Origin of the sequence: Chitinophaga sp. CCNWYY40, from assembly GCF_037483205.1 — a bacterium.
GTDB classification, from domain to species: Bacteria; Bacteroidota; Bacteroidia; order Chitinophagales; family Chitinophagaceae; genus Chitinophaga; species Chitinophaga ginsengisegetis.
Map to the genome: position 1 here is coordinate 1,044,392 of NZ_JBBHLF010000002.1, position 22,611 is coordinate 1,067,002.

General features: G+C 48.9%; 16 protein-coding genes. 1 reads left to right on the top strand and 15 read right to left on the bottom strand.

The window, feature by feature from the left end:
* Positions 1–5: 5 nt before the first annotated feature.
* From V7S65_RS09990 to V7S65_RS10060, 15 genes are all read right to left on the bottom strand, one after another.
* On the bottom strand, positions 6–6,401 hold the full coding sequence (locus V7S65_RS09990; RefSeq protein ID WP_336388366.1) for a hypothetical protein: 6,396 nt from the start codon (positions 6,399–6,401) through the stop codon (positions 6–8).
* Positions 6,402–6,411: 10 nt separating this feature from the next.
* Positions 6,412–10,884: a hypothetical protein gene (locus V7S65_RS09995; RefSeq protein WP_336388365.1), complete on the bottom strand. Its 4,473-nt coding sequence runs from the start codon at positions 10,882–10,884 to the stop codon at positions 6,412–6,414.
* A 42-nt stretch (positions 10,885–10,926) separates the two neighbouring features.
* The gene (locus tag V7S65_RS10000; protein ID WP_079472165.1) at positions 10,927–11,355 is read right to left on the bottom strand and encodes a GPW/gp25 family protein; all 429 of its coding nucleotides are present in this window, start codon (positions 11,353–11,355) and stop codon (positions 10,927–10,929) included.
* 12 nt (positions 11,356–11,367) lie between these two features.
* On the bottom strand, positions 11,368–11,658 hold the full coding sequence (locus tag V7S65_RS10005) for a PAAR domain-containing protein (RefSeq protein WP_079472166.1): 291 nt from the start codon (positions 11,656–11,658) through the stop codon (positions 11,368–11,370).
* Between the two features lie 53 nt (positions 11,659–11,711).
* Positions 11,712–13,487 carry a type VI secretion system tip protein VgrG gene (vgrG, locus tag V7S65_RS10010; RefSeq protein ID WP_079472167.1) on the bottom strand — a complete coding sequence of 592 codons (1,776 nt, stop codon included), beginning with the start codon at positions 13,485–13,487 and terminating at the stop codon, positions 11,712–11,714.
* On the bottom strand, positions 13,484–14,179 hold the full coding sequence (locus V7S65_RS10015; RefSeq protein ID WP_079472168.1) for a CIS tube protein: 696 nt from the start codon (positions 14,177–14,179) through the stop codon (positions 13,484–13,486). Before V7S65_RS10015 ends, vgrG begins: the two co-directional genes overlap by 4 nt.
* Positions 14,176–14,355, bottom strand: coding sequence for a DUF5908 family protein (locus tag V7S65_RS10020; protein WP_336388364.1), 180 nt, complete (start codon positions 14,353–14,355; stop codon positions 14,176–14,178). Before V7S65_RS10020 ends, V7S65_RS10015 begins: the two co-directional genes overlap by 4 nt.
* Before the next feature lie 3 nt (positions 14,356–14,358).
* The gene (locus tag V7S65_RS10025) at positions 14,359–14,859 is read right to left on the bottom strand and encodes a phage tail protein (protein WP_079472170.1); all 501 of its coding nucleotides are present in this window, start codon (positions 14,857–14,859) and stop codon (positions 14,359–14,361) included.
* A gap of 1 nt (position 14,860) precedes the next feature.
* Complete coding sequence (locus V7S65_RS10030) at positions 14,861–15,328, bottom strand: phage tail protein (RefSeq protein WP_079472171.1); 468 nt, start codon at positions 15,326–15,328, stop codon at positions 14,861–14,863.
* Between the two features lie 57 nt (positions 15,329–15,385).
* Complete coding sequence (locus V7S65_RS10035; protein ID WP_079472172.1) at positions 15,386–16,297, bottom strand: hypothetical protein; 912 nt, start codon at positions 16,295–16,297, stop codon at positions 15,386–15,388.
* 50 nt (positions 16,298–16,347) lie between these two features.
* Complete coding sequence (locus tag V7S65_RS10040; RefSeq protein WP_079472173.1) at positions 16,348–17,289, bottom strand: hypothetical protein; 942 nt, start codon at positions 17,287–17,289, stop codon at positions 16,348–16,350.
* Between the two features lie 36 nt (positions 17,290–17,325).
* Positions 17,326–18,747: a phage tail sheath family protein gene (locus V7S65_RS10045; protein WP_079472174.1), complete on the bottom strand. Its 1,422-nt coding sequence runs from the start codon at positions 18,745–18,747 to the stop codon at positions 17,326–17,328.
* A gap of 55 nt (positions 18,748–18,802) precedes the next feature.
* Positions 18,803–20,134: a hypothetical protein gene (locus V7S65_RS10050; RefSeq protein WP_336388363.1), complete on the bottom strand. Its 1,332-nt coding sequence runs from the start codon at positions 20,132–20,134 to the stop codon at positions 18,803–18,805.
* A gap of 7 nt (positions 20,135–20,141) precedes the next feature.
* The gene (locus tag V7S65_RS10055; RefSeq protein WP_200817336.1) at positions 20,142–20,693 is read right to left on the bottom strand and encodes a DUF4255 domain-containing protein; all 552 of its coding nucleotides are present in this window, start codon (positions 20,691–20,693) and stop codon (positions 20,142–20,144) included.
* Positions 20,694–21,169: 476 nt separating this feature from the next.
* Entirely contained in the window at positions 21,170–21,754 is a 585-nt protein-coding gene (locus V7S65_RS10060; protein ID WP_336388362.1) for a hypothetical protein, read from the bottom strand.
* Between the two features lie 226 nt (positions 21,755–21,980).
* On the opposite strand from V7S65_RS10060, the gene V7S65_RS10065 reads away from it, so the two are divergent.
* Positions 21,981–22,559 (top strand): Crp/Fnr family transcriptional regulator, encoded by a 579-nt coding sequence (locus V7S65_RS10065; RefSeq protein WP_336388361.1) that lies wholly within the window; start codon positions 21,981–21,983, stop codon positions 22,557–22,559.
* Positions 22,560–22,611: the final 52 nt, after the last annotated feature.

A 22,611-nucleotide genomic window follows, 5' to 3' on the forward strand; every position in this document is an offset into this window, starting at 1 on the left:
ATTATTTATTTCATCCATCGCAGGCATTGTGCTACGAGGTCTTCATTTTCGTCAGAGATCAGGTCTTCCGGTTTCCAGTCTTTTGCCAATGCCGCGAGGTTGATTCCTTTGTCTTTCATTTTGCGCAATGTTTGCTGCAGCTGTTTCTTTTCGTGTGCGGCAATGCTTACCGGCACCCGCAGCAGGAGCTGATCCAGGCAAAGCCAGGTGGCATTGCGCAGCAGGAGCGCCTGTTCACTCGCGGCTGCTTTTTTCCCGGCCGGCATCTTTTTTAGTAAGAAGTCGGCCAGCGTGCTGTATTTATGCATATCCAGCGGGCCCGCTTCCATAAATTTACCGGTGCGGTCGTATGCTTCTGTGTCTACAATATTATCGGCATCTACTGGCAGGATTTGTTGTTTGTACTTTGAAATACGCTGACGGCCCTTCCGGTCGCGCAGCAATACATCTTCCGGGGAATTGCTTCTGTGCGTGGTAACAGCTTCCACCGGTTGTGGCGGTGCTGCTGCAGGCGCGATGTTCCGTTTATCCGCCAGGATCCTTCCAGGTGGCGGCGTGCTTTCATTCGAGAGACAATCGATCTCCTGCATGTCGCAAGTTTTGCGGAACAGCCGATTGATCCAATCCCCGAAATCTGCTTCCGGTAGTTTGTTCTTCCGGTTATCGTCGAAGCACGATGGCGTAATCTGTTCGCAATCCGGATCGTTAGCCGTATCAGGTACTGCATCCATAATATCGGTTTGCCCGAAGAGGTAACAGATCAGGCAGCATTGAATATGTGCATCATCGCCGCAAACAGGTTTACAAGCGAGATGCTGCAACCAGCGGCGGTAGAGGGTTTCAAATTCGCAGAAGCTGCGTGGCCGGAGCCAGAGTATATTCAGTAGCACATGCGCAGGCGCTTCTTTGCGGAGCAGGTTTTCCATCATGGCGCGGGTGCTGGTATTGCGGAAACGCACGGGCCAGCCGGGCAACACAATGGTGGCCACAAAGGAATAAGGATCCGTAAACGGTACCACCGTTGTTTTAAACACCGCATCTTCCGGATCTACATCATAGCCAACCACTTCTTCTTCCCACGGCAGCCTGCAAAGCGGTTCAGGTTTCACCGGCAGTAAACACTGGCAATCGTCCGCTACACGTGGCCGGAGCAGGATGTGTTCCACTACATGCATGCCTTCATCATTAATGGCGGCGGAGGTGCGCTCAATGGCATCTTCCATTGCAGGCAAGGTGGGATAACACTGCGGATTGGCGGCGAGCACATAAGTGCCGTCTACCAGTTCAATGCCAAACGGGCCGCAACCTGCGCCAAGAGTGGGCTTGTAATTATCGGGGATGGCCAATGCTGCGCAGAACCGGTAAAAGCCCTTGATGGCGGCATTCAGGCATTCATATTGTTCTGCACTTTCCCATATGATGGCGCCTGGTTTACGTACCGGTGGCGGCGCATCACAGGCGCATCCGCTGTTTTCATCCGGCAAGGGTTCTTCCGGAATGAAATCATCGTGGTATAAACGGAAAGAGTAAGTATAACCAAAGGCTGTTTTTACACGGCGCACCGGGTAATAAAGCGCGCTTTGCTGCAATTTTGTTTTCCATTCTTTCATGTCATCCACTGATAACACAGCGTCACCGGACGGTTTGAAATAGCCGCTCACCACGTTGCCATTCAGCAGTTCAAGCCGGTTGGTGGTGATGTTCAGGGAGTAGTTGCTGTCTTTCCACAACAACGATAGTACTTCAAACAGCCAGTCATCCTGCGCCCTTTCGGCATTGGTACCTGACGTATATTGCTGTCCTGATACCAATATCACTTCACCATTGGCGATTAACTGCAGCTGGAAATAGTTACCCGCATAATAAGGTTTTACCTGCAGGGATACCTGGCAGCTTTTACCAAGTTTCAACCCGATCATTTGTAGTTGCTGCAGGTATTTGCCCCTGATCTCTTCCGTGTTGTATTCATAGGGGTGTACTGCCAGCCGGTAGCCTTTCTTCACTGCTTTGAAACTGTAACAGCCATCGTCTTTTACATATCCGTAATAGGCGCTGTTGCCCCGGCGGGTGGCGTCGAGCAACAGTTCCAGCCCGGTGTACACGTAATCGCCGTTAGCGTTTTTCGTTGCGGCGCCCCATGCATCTTCCAGAGAATTATAATGCTGGGTACTTTCCAAGAGCACTTCATTCATTACTACCTGGTAGCGGCAACTCGTTTCATTAAGCCGTACGCCGCTGTTACCGGCGTACCGGGCCAATGCCAGGAATAGTTTCAGCGCTTCACTGGCGGCGGCCATATCCACAAAGCCGTTGCAGAGTTTCCAGATCTTTTCCCTTTTGGTTATATCGTACAGGCTTACCCGTAGTCGCTGTACATTATTCAGCCAATGATAAGGGAAGCTCCGCATGACATGCGGCACAATGTCCAGCAGCTGGGCTTTCCCGCCGAATTGGGTAATAGTATCGGCGGGTACAATAGCCAGCGGGATGGTATCCGTTACCGGATCCCCTTCCAGGATAATGCTGCTGCCATAGGCAGCGGGGTTACCGGCCAGATGTACCAGTTGCAGGTATTGCTGACGAAATGCAGCCAGTGCTTCTGCTGAAGATTTATAAGATTTATAACTGCGGAAATATTCGGTTTCTGTTTTTGGATAGATGGGTGAATGATAGATTTTTTCAATGCCGCGGATCACATAATAGTAGCTAACGGCCTGTGTTTGCGGATCTTTCACGCAGGTAACCACCTCATCTCCCCCCATACATATTTCCAGGTAATCGATCCCCTGCTGGTTGCGGCTGCGCAAGGCTGCCAGGCGATCGGTGGCCGGCGCTTTGTCTGTAAAGGTTTTGGGGAACCGGGCAAAGCAACCGGTTTTATTGATCACGCGGTATACAAAGGCGCCTTCTGCGTTAACAGCAGTGCTATGAATATAGGAATCAATGTCCGCCGGCGCGGCGCCGCTTCTCAACTGCGCGAGTGATAAAGCACTCTGCAGTTTACCGGCTGCAGCTGCTGCGGGCATGATGATCTTTTTATTTAAGCCGGCATGCAGCAAAACAGGTTTGGCGCCCTTTTCTGCTTTGAGTTCCAGGTGATCCAGCGACGCCATAAAGGTGTCCATTTCTATTTTTGCCAGCTCTTCTGTGGGATATTCTTCTTCGCTGTTAAACAGGTAAGGCTTTCCTTCCATACCCTGCAGCTGTACTTTGTATTTCCACGCTGCGGGCTGCCGGGAGTAAGACACCTGGTATAACTGCGCCTGTACAATCTGTTGTATATGCAGTACGGTGTTATCGGCCTGCAGCTCTTCATCGAATAAGGCAGGATGCATCGCTTTTACGTTGCTGCGTTCTACCAGTACCACTTCATACCTGCCATCGGTGGTTTGGCGCACCAGATAACCCGCAGGAGTAGCCGCCAGTTGCAGGAGCAGGTGAAATTCTTCCGTAGCCTGCTGCTCATTTTTTACGGCCGATGCAGAAGTAAACATAATGAACGCATCTTCTTCGATGCTGATCTGCACCTGTAATTTTCCGCCTTTCTGCTGAATATTATCTGCCTGGAAAGCAGCAAGATTGATATAGGTAGTATGTGTGGCGTTTACGGGCAACAGCTGCAATACCGGCAAATCCAGTGTTGGCGGGATGTTCCAGTCGTCTTCCTTCACATCGGCGAGCAAATCATCTGTAGCTGCAATGGCCGCCTGCTGATCGGGGAACGCCTCATTGGAATGCAGCAGCGGTTTCCCGGCAGGATCAGTCACTTCAATAAAATGATCATAGCGGCTGATTTCCGCGGTACCATTCAGCGGCTGCTGTGTAAAATGTTCCTGTAACTGCAGCAACCGGCTCTCACGTTCTTCGGGTGAAGCTGCGGGAGATGCCAGGAATGCCTTGCCTGCCGACAACGGCACCTGTAAACCGAACTTCCCCTGCACAGGATCATCTGTGCGGATAAGCTGTTCCGGGTGTTTTAATTGTTGCGCAAGATGGATCAGTGCGGCAGAAGCATCTTCCTTTGTAACGTAGTTACTTGTTCTGAACAGCACCTGGTTATCGGCATCTTTTATTTCTGCATAAAAAAAAGTTTCATAAGGCCCAACAATAAACGGGCACAAATAATGACGGTCACTTCTTTCTATACCCGCCAACGCATTCACCCGTTGTTCGTAGCCGGAAGTATTGGCCGTATTCCATTTGTTTACGCGGTAGTCGTAGGCTTTACCACGGTTCCTGCTTAATTTATCATAGGAAGAAAGAAACTTCGCTTTGGCGCGCAAACCCTTTTCCGCAGCCTGTTGCCGGTCGCTGATACCATATAACACCAACGCATAATCGGTGAACGTTTCTGCAAAGCGGCTGAGCAGGTGATTGAGCATGGTTTCGCGGCGCTGCTGATACAGGGTTTTATCTTCCACGATCTTTTGCAGGTAGCCCTGGTAGTCGGCCAGGCTGAAAACCACATCAAATGCATACTGCTCCTTGTTGGCGGTATTTTTAAATCCGAACGAACGGAGGTTCTCCGGGTATGCGGCGAGGAATATGGCCGATTGTGCTGCCTCTTTTGCTTTTTGCTGAGAAGGATAATAGCGGCATCCGAGCAATACATATTCCCTGCCGGGAGTGGCTATCACAAAGCACCAGCAGCCATCGCCATAGAGATACGTAGTAATGTTAGTAGTATTGCCCTGGTGACTCATATCCAGTAAAAGCTGTTCCACTGCAGTATTCCGTGCAGAAAGATAATCGAAGCTGTAGTATTTATTACGCCAGCGCTGGATTACATCTTTCTTAACGGTAACGCCTGTATGCAGTTCGTTGAGCAGCTCTTTTCCAACCGGCAGCATGAGGGTATCATTCTGTTTCCAGCCCAGATCGGCATAGAATCCGCCCTGCTGGAAACGCAATAGTTTATCGAGATCCGGCACGTCGGTAACGGCGCCGCTGAAATAGGTTTGCGCGGGCGCATCCGGGGACATGGAGAACAGGTCGCGCAGGTGCTGCAATTGCGCCAGGTAGTTTGACAGGAGCTGGTCAAAGAACAACAGGAAGCCTTTCAGCTGCCACGCCTGCACTTTACGCTGCGGGGAGGCATCGTTGCCCAGTTCCCCGTTGCCGATACCATATACCCGTGGAAAATCGCGTTGAAGGGAATAGTAATTGCCGAGGTCCTCCCTGTAAAAACCGGAAGGTACTCCATGATCAAGGTATGCGGACGACTGGTTGTACCATACTTTCGTGCCATTCAACAGCGAAGCATTTAAATACTGCTGCAGGTTGGTACCATCAAAAGTAAACGTGGCGCTGCCGCGTTTAAACACAAACCGGCTGTATACCAGCGACAGCAGCGGCAGGTGGCCATCCAGCAAAGGCAGGATCCAGGCGGTGCCGTTCGTGCTGGCTACGGGCGTGTTGTCGCCTGTAACGTAGCCGGCTATACTAAGACCGGAAACAGTGGATACGCCCGGCACATCAAACATTACATGATATACATCCGATACGCGGATTTCCCGGAGCGGCTTGATCGCTTCCAGCTCGGCAGTGTCAATGAAACCATGACTTCCGGCGGCATAGGCCCTGCCGGCAAAAATTTCTTCCATCGTCACCTTTTTTTCTTCCAGCATCTGTTGCAGGGTATAAAAAGTAACACGGGGAGAAAAGAGATGATACAGCTGAAGCACCAGTTCATTGAGAACGGTAGTTACATCGGCATCTTCTTCCAGCTGGATTTCAGTGCATACGCCAATCTCTTCATGGCACAGGATGGTGATCTTATAAAAATCCTCACACAAATTACGGTGTGCCATCAATGCTTTGCGGATACGCTCTTTCAAGTCAGCCAGCGCTTTTGCTCTTTCCTGGCTGTCGTCCGGCAGCGTTTCGGGTTCAATAAAAATATTATAGAGCCCATTCAGTTCCAGCAGAGAAATATCTTCCCCGGTGGCCGCCAGCTGCGGATTGCGGCTGCGGCATTCTAATCCTTCATCTCCAAACCAATGCACTTCCGGCGGGATATTGGTGGCAATTTCCAGCCAGGCGTTTCTTACGCCATCGATATCGGTGAGCAGTTTGCGGTAGTCGGTAATGGTGAGCGGGTTAACGGTGAGGATCTTTGCCGGCGTGAAGAAATTATCTTCCTTCCCGTTTCCTGCGGGATTCATGGTGAGCAGGTCTTCCAGCGGCAAACTGGTGCGGTAGCCCATATCCAGCAAGGAATAGCACAACACTTCCAGGATGGTGATGCCCGGATCATGTGCGTTGTGATCAGTCCATATTTTGCCGGAAAGTTTTCCGAGGTAGTCGATGCCTTCACTCCGCAACTTTTCAAAATCCAGTTCCGGTGGAAAAGCAGGATCATTTTTAATGATCACATTCTTGGTATTTGTGTCCTCAGCCATAACGATGTAGTTAATTGATGATAGGGCCCTGCGGCTCCTCAGGCGATTCCGGCCGTGTATTGTTACATGGCGGTATCAGGGGTTCCGGAATATTACAGTCTGTTTCCCGCTCAGGGATGCGCGTTACCACATCCGGGCAAACCACGGCGTTCTTCTGCGTGCTTACGGTGATGTTGCCGCTTACGAGGATAGAACGCGGCGTATGCGGCTCCATATGCTGCGATGGCGCTGTTTCCAGCTCATGCTGCATGGTGAGGCACTCTACGTAGTCCACATAATCCAGTTGCTCCACAAACCTCACAACGTCCGCCTGGTGCACGATTTGTCCGAACGACAGTTTATCCAGTTTTCCTATCGCCCAGGGGGCGAAAAATTCCTGCAGGTCTGTTTTCAGTTTTTCGGTATAATATTTTTCATCTTTCCCTTTATATAATTGAATGGAGATGTCGACCATCACTCTTTCATATCTTGGATTGGTGACCTTCAACCGCACAAAAGGAGATGAACGTTGTTTGAGGAAGGTGTGTATTTTTTCCAGCAGGCTTAACGGCGCTTTGGGTTCCATCAGGTTGCCCGCAGCAAGCTGGCGCAGATCGGGGATTACGGCTACTACTACATATCCGCCGGCAGCTACCAGGTCTTGCTGGTACACTTTGGCACCGAGACCCAGCGTATGGTTCACGCATTTCACTTTATACAGCTGCGGAAATTCTTCGAGTACCAGTCTTTCATAATCAAACGACTGGATAGCACGGCCTTTATGGCGTAGCTGTTCACTGACGCGCACATAAAAATGTCCTGCTGCTTCCGGCAACCGTCCGTTGAAGCCATCATACAGTTGTGTAACGGTTTTGATATGCGCATCTGCTTCTGCCAGTTTGGAGATGCTGCCGGCTTTTAATACTTCGCCCAGGCGCATCGGGTCATTTTCAGGCAGCACCGTGAAAGTAGCCAGTGCGGCCTGTGTATGCACGCCGATGGTTTCACACACGGCCGCTACGTTTTCGGGGATAGCGGCTTTCAGCCAGTACGTACCGGCAGGCATAACGGTGTTGACTATATTAATATCACCGGGTACGGCTATTTTGATAATGCCGGAGCGGGTTAACCCGTCGGTATCATCATTAAGCACCTCGAATCCTTTGCGAAGCGGCTTCCAGACATTGCTGCACAGGTAAAACCATTCCACTTCCGCTTTTTCCGATTCAGAATCAGCCGTAGCTTCTGCCAGCTGAAATAAGAGATTCAGGTTGCCGTATGGCTGCAAACGATCAAGCCCTACAAACAAAGTACCTTCGTCGCAAAATACCGGTAACAGCGAGGGTTCAAGATCCAGCACCTCTTCCTTAAAAGTATTTTCAAAAGGATACAGGTGCAGCAACTGCACATCTTCCCGGATAGCGGTAGCGCTGTAGTCGATGGAAATCTGGCTGATCACCGGTGTCCAGGGTTCATTGGGGATGATGGCAGACAGTGTGTTGGTGTCTACCACGGATACCTGGATGTCTTCCAGCTTCTCTTTGATATCTTTTGCCAGTTCGGTGAGCCCTTCAAATCCCTGAAAAAAACCGCCACGTAAGGGGAAGTCCGGTGGATTGGGCCCCCTGGAAATGTAGCGGATGGTTAATGCTTCCGCAGGTGTGGGTGTCCAGGCCCAGGGGGGCGACATGCTATCAGATGGAATCCTGCCATCAAGACCACTGGGCCCCTGAATATATTTATTGAGATTTAAAGCATCTGCATAAGTATCCTGTACCAGCTGCTTCAGTTCTTTCAGATTGAATACTACCGGGGAGCCCACTGAATTGTAGTAAGCAGCGGTATCGATCCTGTTCTTCGGATCTTTCGGATCATCCAGCAGGCGGTTAAAGGCGGTCATCTGGCGGGCCAGTACAAATGCATAATCTTTATGCATAAAGTCCTGCCGGGTGAGGGTTATCTTAGCGAAGTAATTACGGGTATCCGCATTGTACCGGGTTACCTTGTCGCTGGTAAGACTGAACTGATCCTTGAAATCTATTGCCGTTGGCTGATCAAAAGCGATGGAGTAATCGTATATCTTCTGCGGATCACAGGGCACATCCTCATTTTTGGTGAACAATTCTTCTGCCGATGTATTTTCTTTAAACCATTTCCCATCCTGCAAAACATATTTATTAATCTTGAAGTCGGCTTCTGCTAACCCGCCCTGGACATAGCCTGCATAATACGCTTCAAAACTGGCTGGTTTATCTTTCCAGTTCATGTTCACATATACCTTGTCCCATTTCTTCCCGAAAATTTCTGTAGAGCCAATGTAAAAGCTGGGGCCTTTAGCAGTGGTAGAAAATTCCTTTTTACCTTTCAGTATTTCAAAATCAATCAGCGCTGGCCGGGTACCAAAGGGATAAACAGGCGAGTTAACATCCTGCACCGTTTCATCATTTTGCACGATCACATTTTTCACCCCGCAAACATCTACTTTGATAGATACATTTTTTATGCGGAAGTCGCGCAGGAAGTGATACAGCGCAATAGCAGTTACGGTATTCTTTGGCTGGCGTTCCAGTTTGCACTGGCCGCAATCCCCGCCCACTTTTTCAACCAGGATATCATCAAGACTTAATTTCACCTGCTGGTCCACTTCCACGCGGAGCACGGGCAAGGTGGTGTTATAGTTGCCACTGAGCGCTTTCTTATCATAAAAAGTAACCGCGGGCACTTCCGGTGGCAGCTCCACTTTCAGCGTTAATTTATACCCCCCGGGTTGTGTAACAATGGAGATGTCTGCCAGCTTTGGCGGAGCAATCCACTCTTCCGCACCGCTGAAAAACAGCTGCAATACGCTGCGGGGCTTAAACAATTCTTTTACTGCTACCGGCAATGCGTTGATGTTCGTTAAAGGTGGATCAGGCGTTACGCCATTGTCCGTTAACACCGCATGTGTGCCATCTGAAGCATATCTTACATCAGTAAGCGCATCCCGCAGTATGGTGATGGTGGCGGCGTCCACACCCATTTCTTCCGCCTTTGCAATCAGGTCGTCCGACAGGTAGGTGTATTTATTTTTGAGGATAATTTTCAATGCATCGAAGTAATCGCTGTCCTGCAGCAACACATTATCGTCGCAGTTTTCAGAAAGGATGCACTCAATATCCACCGTGATTTTACGGGTGCCTTCCTGCAGGAGTAATACCGGCGAAGCCAGCATAAATCCAAGGCGGGCATAAGGATGCTGCACCGGTTGTACTTTACCGGGTGCAATAAATTTACTGTAGCGGGAACCGGCGGTAAACCAGTTCTTCGGCATATTTTCCTGGAAGGGTTTGTCTACCCCATCCGCCATATTGGCTTTGGTGGCGATATACAGTCCTTCGATAAAATTCCTTTTATAACAAAGCTGGCCTCCATCCGTCAATGTTCTTTTGAATGCTGTTACCGGGTTTACATACAGGGTAAGTAAACTGGAGATGGCGGCATTGTCTACTACTATTTCATCATCAAGCCGGAAGAGCACATCTGTTTTCAGTTTATCCTTTCCATCGCGGAGGGCAGTTCCTTTCGGGAGCAGGTATTGCTGAAAAGGTTGCTGTACTTCAAACACCACGTGCGCCTTATCCGGCGTGAGGGGTTTGGGTACCAGTTTTAATACCTGTTGAAAGAAGAAATCGAGATGTTTTTGTGTGAACCCGTTCAGTTGTTGCTGTACATGTGTGAAGAGGTACAGGAATGCAAAGAGCAGACCCAGGTGTGGCGTATGATTCTTTTTATAGGCTTCGTTCAGTGGTTGCAAACTTTCTCCGATACTGTCCGGCGCCAGTGCGGCGATAGCGGCAATGGCATCCAGGAATGGCTGAAAGATGGACTGGTAAGCCTGTAACAGCAGTAATGCTTTTTCGCGGGAGGTGGCGGCGTAATGAAAACTTTCGTTCCATTCGAGATAAGCAAACAGCGGATCGATGCCCCACATCTCTTCATTTTTAATCTGTGAAAGATCGATGGGGCGAACGCAGAACCATTTCACAGCGCCGTTGGTGAACTGGATGAACCGGGACAGCGGTGTACGGAGCTTTTGCTGTATAATGGCTTCTATACTACGTTCCATTGGCAGTCCTGTGCCATGAAAAGCCAGCTGCCACTGTGCAATAGGAACAATTACATCATCATATAAAAAATTGATCAGGAGTTGAAGCGTATCTTTTGTGGGGCGTTCATATACCTGGTTTACATATCCTTCAAAATTATCTTTCAGCTGGCTGGTATTTGTTTTAGCCAGTTGCGCCAGCAGAAAAGGGAGGCTGTTCCGGAAGAAAGGCTGCCAGTCGTTGATCAGGTAGGCATCTTTGTATTGGTAATAATTGATCTGCGGCGCCATTTGTACGAAGTAATGGAGCAGGTCCGCGAGCTTTCTCCCGTCTATCGGTGCGGAGGCAGCATCCAGGGCCGGTAGTAGCCGGTTACGCTGACTGATGCCTGGTTCATATTGAAAAGGATGTACGATCATGATTTAACTGATTAATTGATGACCCTGTGGCGGAGGCGCCGGTCAGGGTTTTTGCGCTGCTTCCAGCAAATAGAAATCATACACATAATTGTACCTTGAATTAGTACTGGCAATCGTATAGTCGATAGAGATAGTAAACCTTCCTTCTATCAGGTCGGGGCTATCCATCGCTACTACGCCTACTTCTTCCACTTTGATACGCGGTTCATAGAAGAGGATGGCATTTTCCACCAGGTCGCGCAGGAAGCCGATCATGGCGGCGTTGAGCGGTTCAAAAATATAGTCCTGCAGATCGCATCCGTAACGGGGTTGCATCACTCTTTCTCCCAAACTGGTCGACAGCAGGATGTCCAGGCTTTCTTTGATATCGGCTTCATTACTCACCAGTTCCACTGCTCCGCTTTGCAGATCAAATGTTGGCGGGAATTTCCAGCCGGTACCGAGGAATGAACGGGGATCATTTTGTAACATGTCTGATATTTTTTAACCGCCAATAATTACTGTAGGGGCTCCCATCACAATTACGCCGCCGTGTGCCGTGAGGTCGCCCATTCTTGCGGCGGGCCGCCCTCCTATCATCACGGTCGCAGATCCTTTCACGATAGCATCCGGCGGACCTACGCAGGTGCAGATATCACCGGTTACTGCTGCCGGGATACCGGCAATCATCACCGTGGGTACGCCTGGGCCTACCACCGGACCGCCTACATGAGGTACCGGTCCTGAAAACAGGGGGCAGGTGTGAAAGTCGCTGATGCGTGCTGCAGGAGGCATGAGATTAACAATTTAAGTGACCGGCAATCGTTGTTCTTTTTGGGGTTTGCCGGTTAGTTTATTTTTACTAAAGAACCTGTTATTTCAGTGATACCCTGTGACGATAATTTTGCGATCGCTCCTTTCAGCTCTACTGCGCCATCTGCTGCTGCGGAGATACTGGCGCCGCCTATCGACAAGGCCGCACCGGCCGACAGCACCAGGTTTACGCCTGCTTTCAACTCCACGTTCATAGGGCTTTCCAGCTTGATACCGGAAGTATCCATCGTTACCGTGTTGCTGTTCTGGTCTTTCAGTTTAATGCTGGTAGAAGCTTCATCGATCGTAATACTGTTTCCTGCGGGGGTATCTATGGTGATTGTTTTCGTATTGTCGTTGAAGTGAATTCGCATGCCGCTTCTTGTTACAAATCCTTTTTCATCATTGGCGTCCTGCGCATTGATGGGGGCCGGCTTTGCGCTGCTGTTGAGCATTCCCAGCACAACGGCATCCCGGGGATCATCGTTGATAAAACCCACAATCACTTCATCGTCAATTTCCGGGCGGAAAAAAGCGCCGCGGTTATTCCCTGCATCCAGGCTGGCTACTCTCACCCAGATGCCACGCGCCGCATTATCTATCACCGGGATCTTTACCAGGATGCGGTGTTCGCCGTCGGGGTCATTCTGCAGTTGCACCACCTTACCGATCTGTAAACCGTGGATAGCGGGCAGCATTCCTGCTGCGGGAATATCTGAAATATCCTTATAGGCTTCAGCGAGCCAGTCGGGTTCCAGTCCGAACTGGATATGTGTATCCCAGCTGCCATGTGCTACTTCATGCCGCACACCGGTTACAAAAGCGTTGCCGTTATACCGGTTGCCGATGCCCTGGAGGGTAACCATATCACCGGGTGCTACGCCGGAGAAGCCGAGGAACTTTGCCCTGCCGCGGATCTTTGCCAGCCTGCTTTTGAGCATGGCGGCATTGGTGAGCTGCTGCAACTCTTCTGCTGCACGGCGGCCGCTGTGCGCCAGTTCATAGTGTTGCAAACCGATTACACCGGCTAATGTGCTGCCGGAAACATTGCCCTGCTCCGTATAATCAGCGGAAGAGGTTTCTGCCTCGTATAGCTGCTGACCGGTGTAATCCCATGCGCTGGCGTGTACGGAGCTCCATTGATAGCGGGCATCCATTTCTGCTTCCAGTTCCATCAGGGAAGCGCCGTAGGTAAGCTGTAATACCGCCGATGCCGTGGTATCCGGTTTCTTTACCTTTACCTTTCCCTGGTCGGCAATCACCAGTTTGCCGTTGGCTTCTGCACGAAGCAGGAGGAAGTCCCAATCGGTGCTATGGTGTTGTACCAGTTCTTTGTGCTGCACGGTTGTTGCTTCCACATCTGCACTTAAACCACTGTAGCCCCTGATGAGCTGTTCAATCACTTCGCTGTCCTTTACTTTTTCATAGTACCTGCTATGCCTGCCGATGGCCATTTTCACAGTTTCATCGCGGCATTCCACCGTGAGCACCGGGTTGCCATCCTGGCGGAATTTGATGCCCTGGTGAACGATTACGCCTTTGAATAATACTTTGTTGGAGCCATCGCGGCCGATTTTGATGGTGAGTTTGGTACCGGGCAGGAGATCGCTGGTATTGCTGATAGCGAAATTCTGGTCGGCGGCAGCGCCGTCGCGTAACACGATCTTTGCCACCGGGATTTTATTCACCACCTGTGTAAGCGTGAGCGACAGCACCTCGTACACAGGATTCAACGGCTCGGTACCGTTCAACAGGATGTTGTAACTCGCTACATCATGTGCAGAAGTATTGGGTATTCCTGTTTCGTTCATGATACTTCGCTTTTATCGAATGGAGGGAAATAGATCTCTTTACCAACCGGTACTCTTTTGAAAGAGGTAAGGTTATTTTGCCGGGCTACCTGTAACATGTATTTAGGTTCCTGGTAGATCTTGAAACTGAAAAGATCCAGCCGGTCGCCCTGTTTAAAAACGCGGTGGTGTGTAAGGTCAGGCGATGCTTTGCTTTGCTCCCTTTCATTGGCTTCCCTTGCGCGGTAGTTGAGAAAGGTAGCGCTGACCTTTACCCGGAGCGGGCTTCCGTCTGCATTAAACAACACATAGTTCAGATCCAGGTTGGACATTACGCAGGGGAATGCGATCTGTTTGCCCCAGAACACTTTCAGAAAACGTGGCCGGTGTGTTTCCCCATCCATGTAGTACACGGTATCCAGCAGCAGCTTTACCTGCGCCTGTACATCCATACCGGGATAACCGTATCCTTCTATGGTGTTGGTACCGTCCAGTACAAAGTCGAGCTTCAGCTCTTCCGGGATGGTAGAAATAAAACGCGCTTCTGTTTTCTGGCTGCCTGGCTCACGGCGGATGTCATAGTCTACTTTCAGCGACCGGGTATAAGTTTCCGCATTTACCGGGATGGTAAATTTGTGGTTCTTATCCAGTTGCTGCTGCAACCTGTCAGAATACGTGAGGATGTAGATCTTCTCCACTTTTGCGTCTGTCATCGTTCATTTTTTTCTTTCAGTGCCTGTAATACTTTTTCCACGCACAACGCGATCATGGCTTCTGTTGCATGGCTGCCATCGGCGGCGGCTGTTGTGTTGCTGCCTGCCGATCCGCCGGAGGCGTTATCCGGCGCTACTTCAGCTTTGATGATCAGTTCACGGATTTCTATGGGCATGACTCAGCTGTTTTTAAATTCAAACCGGTTATAGTTCAGTTCCAGTGTTTCTATCAGCACTTCGCTTCGTTCTGCGTGTAACTCCGCCAGCTTCCAGCTGCGGGGCCATACCCAGGCGAGGTTCCAGTACATGAGGATGTTATGGTCCTCATCCAGCAGCGCCACCTTTACCAGCTGCAAAGGCTTGATCTGCTGGTCTTCCAGCGCCCTTCGGCACCAGGATGACAATGAAGAATCAGCCGGCCGGAGCAGTCCCCTTTTCAGTACCAGCGGCGAGTAAGTACGCCGCACGGGAATGTTATGCTCAAACCTGTTCTCCCCGCCTTCCTTCACCTGTTCAACACCGATGCTGGCTTCCAGACCGGTAACGCTCTGAAAGCGGATATCGAGATCTGAGCCGGAATCTTTGCCACCGCTGTTTTTGGGTAATCCAAAAAAGGTGACAGAGAAATGGAAGCCTACCGTTTGCCAGAAGTTATCGGGCTTTATCACTGCTTGTGCCATGTTAATCTACGTTCATGATCTCCAGCCCTTCGTGCACCAGTTCCATTGTTTCAATGGCTACTTCATTGGCGTCGGCTTTCAGATCAGTGGAGGTTATTTTGGAAGGCCATGCGTTCAGTACTTTCCAGGTGATCACCGGCTCATGACTTTCGTTGAGCAGCTTGATGGTTACATCGCGGCGGTATTTGCTACCGGCTTTGTTGCCTTCCTGGAAGTAGTATGTTTCGCGCCAGGCTTTGTAGAAGTCGTAGTCGCCTTCAAATATGCCACGTTTCAACGTGATGTTGGCGTATTTGGTCAGCCCCGGCTGTTTGCTTTTATTGTATTTTTTGCTGTTACCTTCCCGGTATTCGATCACTTCTGTTTCAAAGTCGAGGCCGGAAACTTCTGTGAATCCCAGGCGTACGTCTTTCCCCCATTCTACCAGGAAATGAAATTTGGGTAACGGGTATGTTCCTTTTGCGGGCATATCTTTAAATTTAAAAAGATGATAAAAATTTGAACAATGCTTAATAGTCAGGCGCCGTTATTTACAAGCTTTGGCGTCCTGGGCCTGTTTGATAGCTTTGGTAAGACTATCCGTACATGCCTGCAGGCGGTTTGCTTCCTGGCTTACTTTATCGTATTCCGGTTTAATGGCCGCCAGCCGGGTATCTGCATTGGTGAGGTGCTTTTCGGTAAGCGTATAGTAATGATCATTTTTGAGCGGAAATACAGGGCATACCAGTTTATCGGTGCAGCATATTTCCATGTCATCTTCCCCGGATTTGATACCGCCATTACCATTATTGCCGTTGCCGGTTGGATTAAAGATGCAGCCGATACCGGCAATCGCCGACTTAATGCCGTAGTCCTTCTCGCAGATGGTTTCATCCAGGATAGTAGCAGCTTTCAGGGCAATTACGATATTATTGAAGATATCATTGCCGATAGTGATCACGTCCTGGAGTTTTTTGCCATAGTCCACCCAGGCATCTGTGATACCGCCTTTCTTCAGCACCTGGTCGTTTGAGCAGTCAATGGCTTTGGAAATATTATTGTAGCAGGCCGCTACTTCATCCACTTTTGTATATAACTCTTTGGTCATGCAGAAGAGGATTTCAATAGCTGTTACAGAGAAGCCGGTGCTTTTACAGAGTTTTTCCAGGATGTCCAGCACTACTTTTACTTTGCTGGTGATAGCATCTGCTTTCTCGGCGCTTTTCTGTACGTTATCGAAGTAGAGCTTTACTTTATTGCGCCAGTCGAGTGCGCGGGCCAGCTCTTCTTTTTTCTTGGCTGCTTCAGCTGCCTTCTGCTGATACAGGCTGCCTTTTGCTTTCAGTTCTTTTTTCCAGTCGTCCACACAGCCGCACTCCGTCTCATTGCTGCCTGGAATAGTGGCGCAGCAGGAGTCTTCACTTTCTATAAAGGGTTCATACACTTTATCGCAATTCATGGTGAATATTTTTTTGTGATCAGGAATATTTATTTTCTGCCGGATGGGAATCAGTCATCACAGTGTCCGCCGTTGCCGTTGCTGTTGCAGTAATTACCCTGTGCCTGTTCGCAGATGGATTTGATAGTGGGTAAATCGCCGCAGGGCAGTGTGCAAAGGAATTCGCGGATATCGTCGATTCCCTGTGTCTGGGTTCTGGCAGACCAGAGTGTTTCGCGGATCGTTACCTTCTGGATCTTGGCATCGCCCAGTTCGCCGTAGGTTTTCTTCTGATCGTCCTCTCCGGTTTTGATATTCTGCAATACATCATCCCGGAAAATTTTAATAGCGTCTGCGAGATCTTTATGCAGGGCGATCACATTTTCCAGGCTGGTAAACGACTGTATGCCGGAAACGTCGCCGATGGCGCAGTGCAGCTTGTTGATGCTAACGGTTTCACCGTCGCCGCAACCGCCTTCAGAGGCATACATTTCCTGTGAGCCATCTACGATGTTATCGAAGCAGGTTTTGAAATCTTTGCTGCCGGCTTTCAATTTACCCAGTGCGGCGCGTTGTGCTTTGTTGCAGTTGTCTTCTGCTTTGTTGTTCAGCTTATGGGCTGCTTCACTCAGCAGGGCAAACTTCTGTTTGGCGTCCTGGATGTTTTTGGCAACAATGGCGAGAGCGGCTGCCACGGCTTTGTTCACGTCGTTTGCTTTGCTCAGTTTATCTTTTATCAGGTCCGCATCTTTCTGGGCCGGTAGTGTAGCGCACAGGTCGATGGAGCGGTAAAAGCGCCAGGTTTCTTCTGCTTTGATAAAGAAACACTGTTTGTATTTGTACACCGGTTTATAGCCTTTGTACTCGCCTTCGCGCATACGCAATACATTCAGCGAATCTGAGAAGGCGCTGCAGATTCCGCGTTTGTTGTTATCGATGTATTGCTGCGTTTTATTGGTGGAGTCACCGCAGCCATTGCTGGCCGATGATTGGGTGGGGTTCATTGCGTTCATACAGTATTCAGTTTATTTGGTCTGAATGTAAAAGGATTAAGATTCCTGCAGCATTTTGTGGCTGAAGCGCAGGATGATGAATTCTGCAGGGCGTACCACTGCCATTCCTATCTCTACAATCATACGTCCTTCCCATACATCCAGCTCCGTCATGGTTTCGCCAAGTCCTACCTTTACAAAATAGGCTTCCCTGGTGGTAGTGCCCATTAATGCGCCGGCTTTCCATTGCTGTGTGAGGTAGTTTTCTATCATAGATTTCACGCGTACCCAGGTATTCAGGTCGTTTGGTTCAAACACAAACTGCTGGGTGGCATTCTTCACGGATTCTTCTACCATGTTGAAGAAGCGGCGAACGGAGATGTAACGCCACTCGTTGTCGTTACCTGCCAGTGTGCGGGCGCCCCAGATGATAGCCGGACCACGGCCGGGGAAGAACCGGATCACGTTAACGGATTTACCATCGCGTACATCTACGTTGAGGTCATCCTGTTCGCGTTTGGTAACAATCACTTCAGGGCTTACGGCGTAATCAATGCCGATGTTGGCGGGTGCTTTCCATACACCGCGGCTATTATCTGTTTCAGCATATTTGCCCACTACTGCAGCGGAAGAAGGCAGCAGCATTCTTATCTGTGTAATAGCATTTAATGCCTGGTAATAAAACGCGTTGTTGATACCTTTCAATGCCGCAAGCGTACCGTTAAGAGAGCCATCGCCGCCGGTTTGTACCACCTGTACGGTAGCTTCGTCGTAGGCATAAGCCAGCTGGGTGTTTACCCGCGGAAAATAAACGGCGCCGTATTTTTTGGTTTCTATCTCACCAAAACCGGCATCCCTGAACAGGGTAACGTTATGATCGATGATGCTTTCAGCGGGACCAATAGCGGGGTCCATCCATATATCAAAAACGGTAAAGCGGTCTTTCAGCAGGCTGCACTGATCCAATGCTGATTTGTGCAGCGTGTAATAAGAAGCTGCATCCGTGAGGTTGATGGCATCCGGGAAAAGCAGGAGCGTTACCTCATCAATCTTTTCCACGGCATTCAGTCCATCGGTGAGCGTAGTAAGCGAAATCACGCCACCGGTGCTGTAATCACCTGTAGAAACGATGTAGCACGGACCACCGCCGTTGTTGAAAAACATCTGCAGCTGGTATGCCATCAGGTATTTGGATGCTTTTAACGGATCTATCACTGCTTTGATCACTGCCTGTGGCTGGGAGCTGTCGATGTTCACCGTAATGCTCTCTTCTTCCTGCTGCGGGCCGCCGAAGATGCGGTTGTAGTCGAGCATAGAAGTGATACGGGTGGGAATCATCACCAGATCGCCTGGCACTTTGTTCTGAGCAGATTCCGTATAGCCGATGAAAGCCGGAATAGCTGTTTCAACAGAGGCTATGGAGGGGGGAAATTTTACGATCTCCTCGATGTAGACGCCGGGAGTTTTATATTCTGCCATATGTTTGGGGTTTTAACTGTTTTTAATTGTTGTTTGAATAGATCATACGCTGAACTTAAGGCCCTTGCGGAAATATTTTTGAGAGCAGCACTACCACATCCGCGTACAGCCGCTGATCGGCATCACTGGTAATGGAAAGTCCACGTGGATTTGGTAACAGTTGTTCGTAGTTAGTGATATTATTTTCTGTAACGGGGAACAACCGGTTATTAAAAGAAAACGGCCAGGGCTCTTTGGTGGTGCGAGCCCCGTTGCCGTCTGCTACGGAGAGCAGTGTGTTGGCGTGGTTACTGAACACCAGCGTTTGCCCGTGTTGGGGTGAATAGCGCCAGTAGGAATTCCTGCTTCTGAAGCGCAATTCATAAATCGTATGCGGAATTTTCGTACCGTTCTGTTGCAGTTTTGTTTTAAGGGTACCATCGGCATCCAGCATGGCAAAGTCGCCACCGGCTGTATTTACGCGGAGGTCCACTACTCCGATGTTGCCTGCCCTGTACATTTCGCTACGGCTTACATACACCAGGTGTTGCGCCGTGAAGTTATTGTCGCCGGTTACTTTGAGGTTATACCAGCCATCGTCGGGCAGGGTTTTATCCGGCAGCGGCCCGGAGAAATCCAGTTTTACCTGTGATAAAATACTGGTGGACGTAAAAGATTGTTGTAAAGACGCATTGCCTGAAATGCTTTCCAGCACAGCAATTCCGGCGGTCACCGATGCGGTGGGCGGAAAAAAATACTGGAAAGAGAAAGGCAGTAACAACCGGTCGCCTTCATGTACAAATCCGTTGCCTTTGATCTTGCGCCACTGCGAAGGATCATTGGCGGGTGTACCGGGTTTGTTGAGGTACTCCGATACATCGGCGCCCACTTTAGCCAGTTCTCCCTGTTCGTATTGCCGGGTGTTATCATTTACGGGCACCGGAACGGAAAGCGATGGAAATGTTTTTGTGTTATCGGTGTTGTCGTTGGAGAAATAATACTGCGCCGGTAGTGCGCGGCGCATCCGCATGCTGGTAAAGGCCAGTGCGCCTGCATTCCGCGGTACAATTGCAAACCGGAAGGCCGTATCCGGGGGGATCTGCACAAAGGGTGTGTATGCGAGTGTGGTACCCTGCATTACCTTCTTTACTTCTATGGCTCCTTTGAAGCCTGTAGCAGTGGGCAGTAACCGGAGGTGATAGTTTTTCATCAGCACAGCGGTGGCCGGCAGCGGCTGAATGTCCCAGTCGCGGAGTAGCCGGTACTGGTCCTGCCGCAGCTTTTCCATCAGGAAATCTGCACGTTGCTGATCGGTGGTCTGCTCAAAAAAGGAAATCCCTTTACTGTTTTGCAGATAGTATTCGTGCAGCAACTGCACTTCAAACAATATCTTGTAAATAACAGACATAAAAACTTTAAGAAGTAGGGTGTTGTGTGTCTTCGATTTCCTCTATCAGCGGTACTACTCTGAGTACAGCGTTTTCCGTGATAGCAACGAGTCGTACCTTATACATCACAAAAGGGACCTGGCGTCCGCCGAGTGATGCCCACAGGTGGTTAATCTGTTCAAATGTAAGTGTGTACAATTCCAGGGTGAGGTCCAGCGAGCCGTCGGCATTCTTAAAGGTTTTCTGTGCCTGGAAAAAACTGATCACAGCCGACAGCCGGTGCAGGGCTTCTTCATAGTAATCGTGTGTGGCATCTCCAAAAAGCACGGCAGTGAATAGTACGTACAGGTTGAGGTATACCGGCGGATGCTGGTACCGGGCGCGGTTATCCGGCCAGGTGGTATACGCCTTGCTGTTTTTAAGCGTACTCTCCTCTTCCACATTTACAAGGGAGATAATAACGTTACCATTGAAGTTATTGGCATGCGTTGTTTCCAGCAAACCAATGTTTTCAACGATCACACTATTGGCAGGGAATCCTCTGAGTGCGAAGAATGCCTGCAAATGATCACGTATCAATGTAAGCGCATTACTTATCACGAATGACGAAGGGGTTTGGGGTTCAGTAAATTTGGGGTTTCAATTACCTGTCTCTTCTATGTCTTTCAAAACGTTCTTGTTAACTAAGTTAAAGAACATTTTTTAATTCGGAAATAAATATTTTTTTAAGATATAATTTTCACGCAACTGTATTTTTCGGCAACACATCACAGAACACAATACCAGTAAGCATCTTCAGCACATCTTCTGAAATTATCTTTTTTAAAAAATCATCTTGCGGAAAACACGCACCCGGATTGCTGGTAAACTACATTTACTATTCCTTATAAATAAGCCACCATTAAGCATTACAGGCAAACAATCCCTGCACTTTTATTTCAGTTAAGTTATGATTCCTATCTACCATATCCTACGTATAAGTACGTAATTTTTACATAACATAAATTATTGCCTTAAAAATTTCCGGTATTTATATGCGGACGATTGAAAACCGGTTATCGTTTTTTAGCCGCCTGCAGATATTCCTCTCCCAGGGGTGATAAGGTATAGCCTTGCGTTTGACTGATAGTAAGTCCCAGGTTCTTTAGTTTCCGGATGTTCAGCTTCAGCCAGTCTTTTTCCTTTCCAAGTAATTCCGCCAGCGCTGCGGCTTTCAAATAGGGATGTTTACGGATTGCTTCCAGTACGGCGGCAGTCCAATTGCCTTGTGTACTGTACTGGTCCAGGCGCGCCAGTTTCGCAGTAAGTGTGGTGATGGCATCTGTTGTCAGGGATGTTTGTTCACGCAGTTTGATCCGGGGATCTTCTGAGTGATAGCGCACACGGATTTTATACAGAATGCCTTCCGGCATTTTATTGAGCGTTGCATGTAGCGCTGCCAGGTTCTTATAACCGGCAGCAATCGCATCTGCTTCCGAAAGCTGATTGATACCACACTCCGTGATATCAGTAATGGCTACCACACCAATACTGGTATTGATCAGGCTGCCTTTATTCACTGCCGGCTTCTTCCATTTGCGGAAAGCCAGCGATACTTTTCCCGAACTGATTCCTTCCAGGTGCTCCTGCTTAAACAGCATGCGGTTAATTTTAAATAAATTTACTTCAATCAAACCAAAACATTTAAAGGTGGAGGTGATTTCCTGGGCAATACTTATACTTATTCCTGTTTCATTTACCATTATTCCTGACTAAGGCGAGTAATAAGTCCCCGCGAAAATACTTGTTGTAGATTCGAGTAAAATTTGAAGCGAATTATCCCATTTCAAATTTGATACACGAAGTGCTTTACAAACCTTGATTAAAATGAACAGTGATATACTTTATACTCATATCTGCTCTTATGTCCAAATATCCAGAGATGAGTTTGAGCGCTTTTTTAATCTCCTTAAACCGGTTCATTTAAAAAAAGGTGAGCTCCATTATATAGCGGGTAAAGTTCCCAGGTATTGGTCGTTTATTTTAAAAGGTTGCTTGCGTGAATATTTCGTCGATACCCAGGGCAATGAGCAAATTTTCCAACTTTATGAGGAAAATACATGGGTTGGCCAGGTCGAAAGTATGATTACGCAAAAGCCGACGGACATGAACCTGCAGGCACTTGAAGATTGCGAGTTATTGTGTATAACAGGCGATGATATGTGTAATGCTGCAAAGACGCCCTGGATTCAGCACTACACTATTCAGAACAGTTTTTCTCAAAATGCCGCGGTAATGAAAAATTTCAACCGCATTAAATCGGCATCACCTGAAGTGTTATACCTGGAAATTCTTAATGAAAGATCCTCCTTATTGCTACGTGTTCCACAGCACTATATTGCAAACTTCCTTGGTATGCGGAAAGAAACGCTTAGCAGAGTTAGAAAAAGAGTTGCCCACCTATGATTTGTTGATTCAAGTCAACAGCATTCAATTACAGTTCCGGTAATTTTACAGC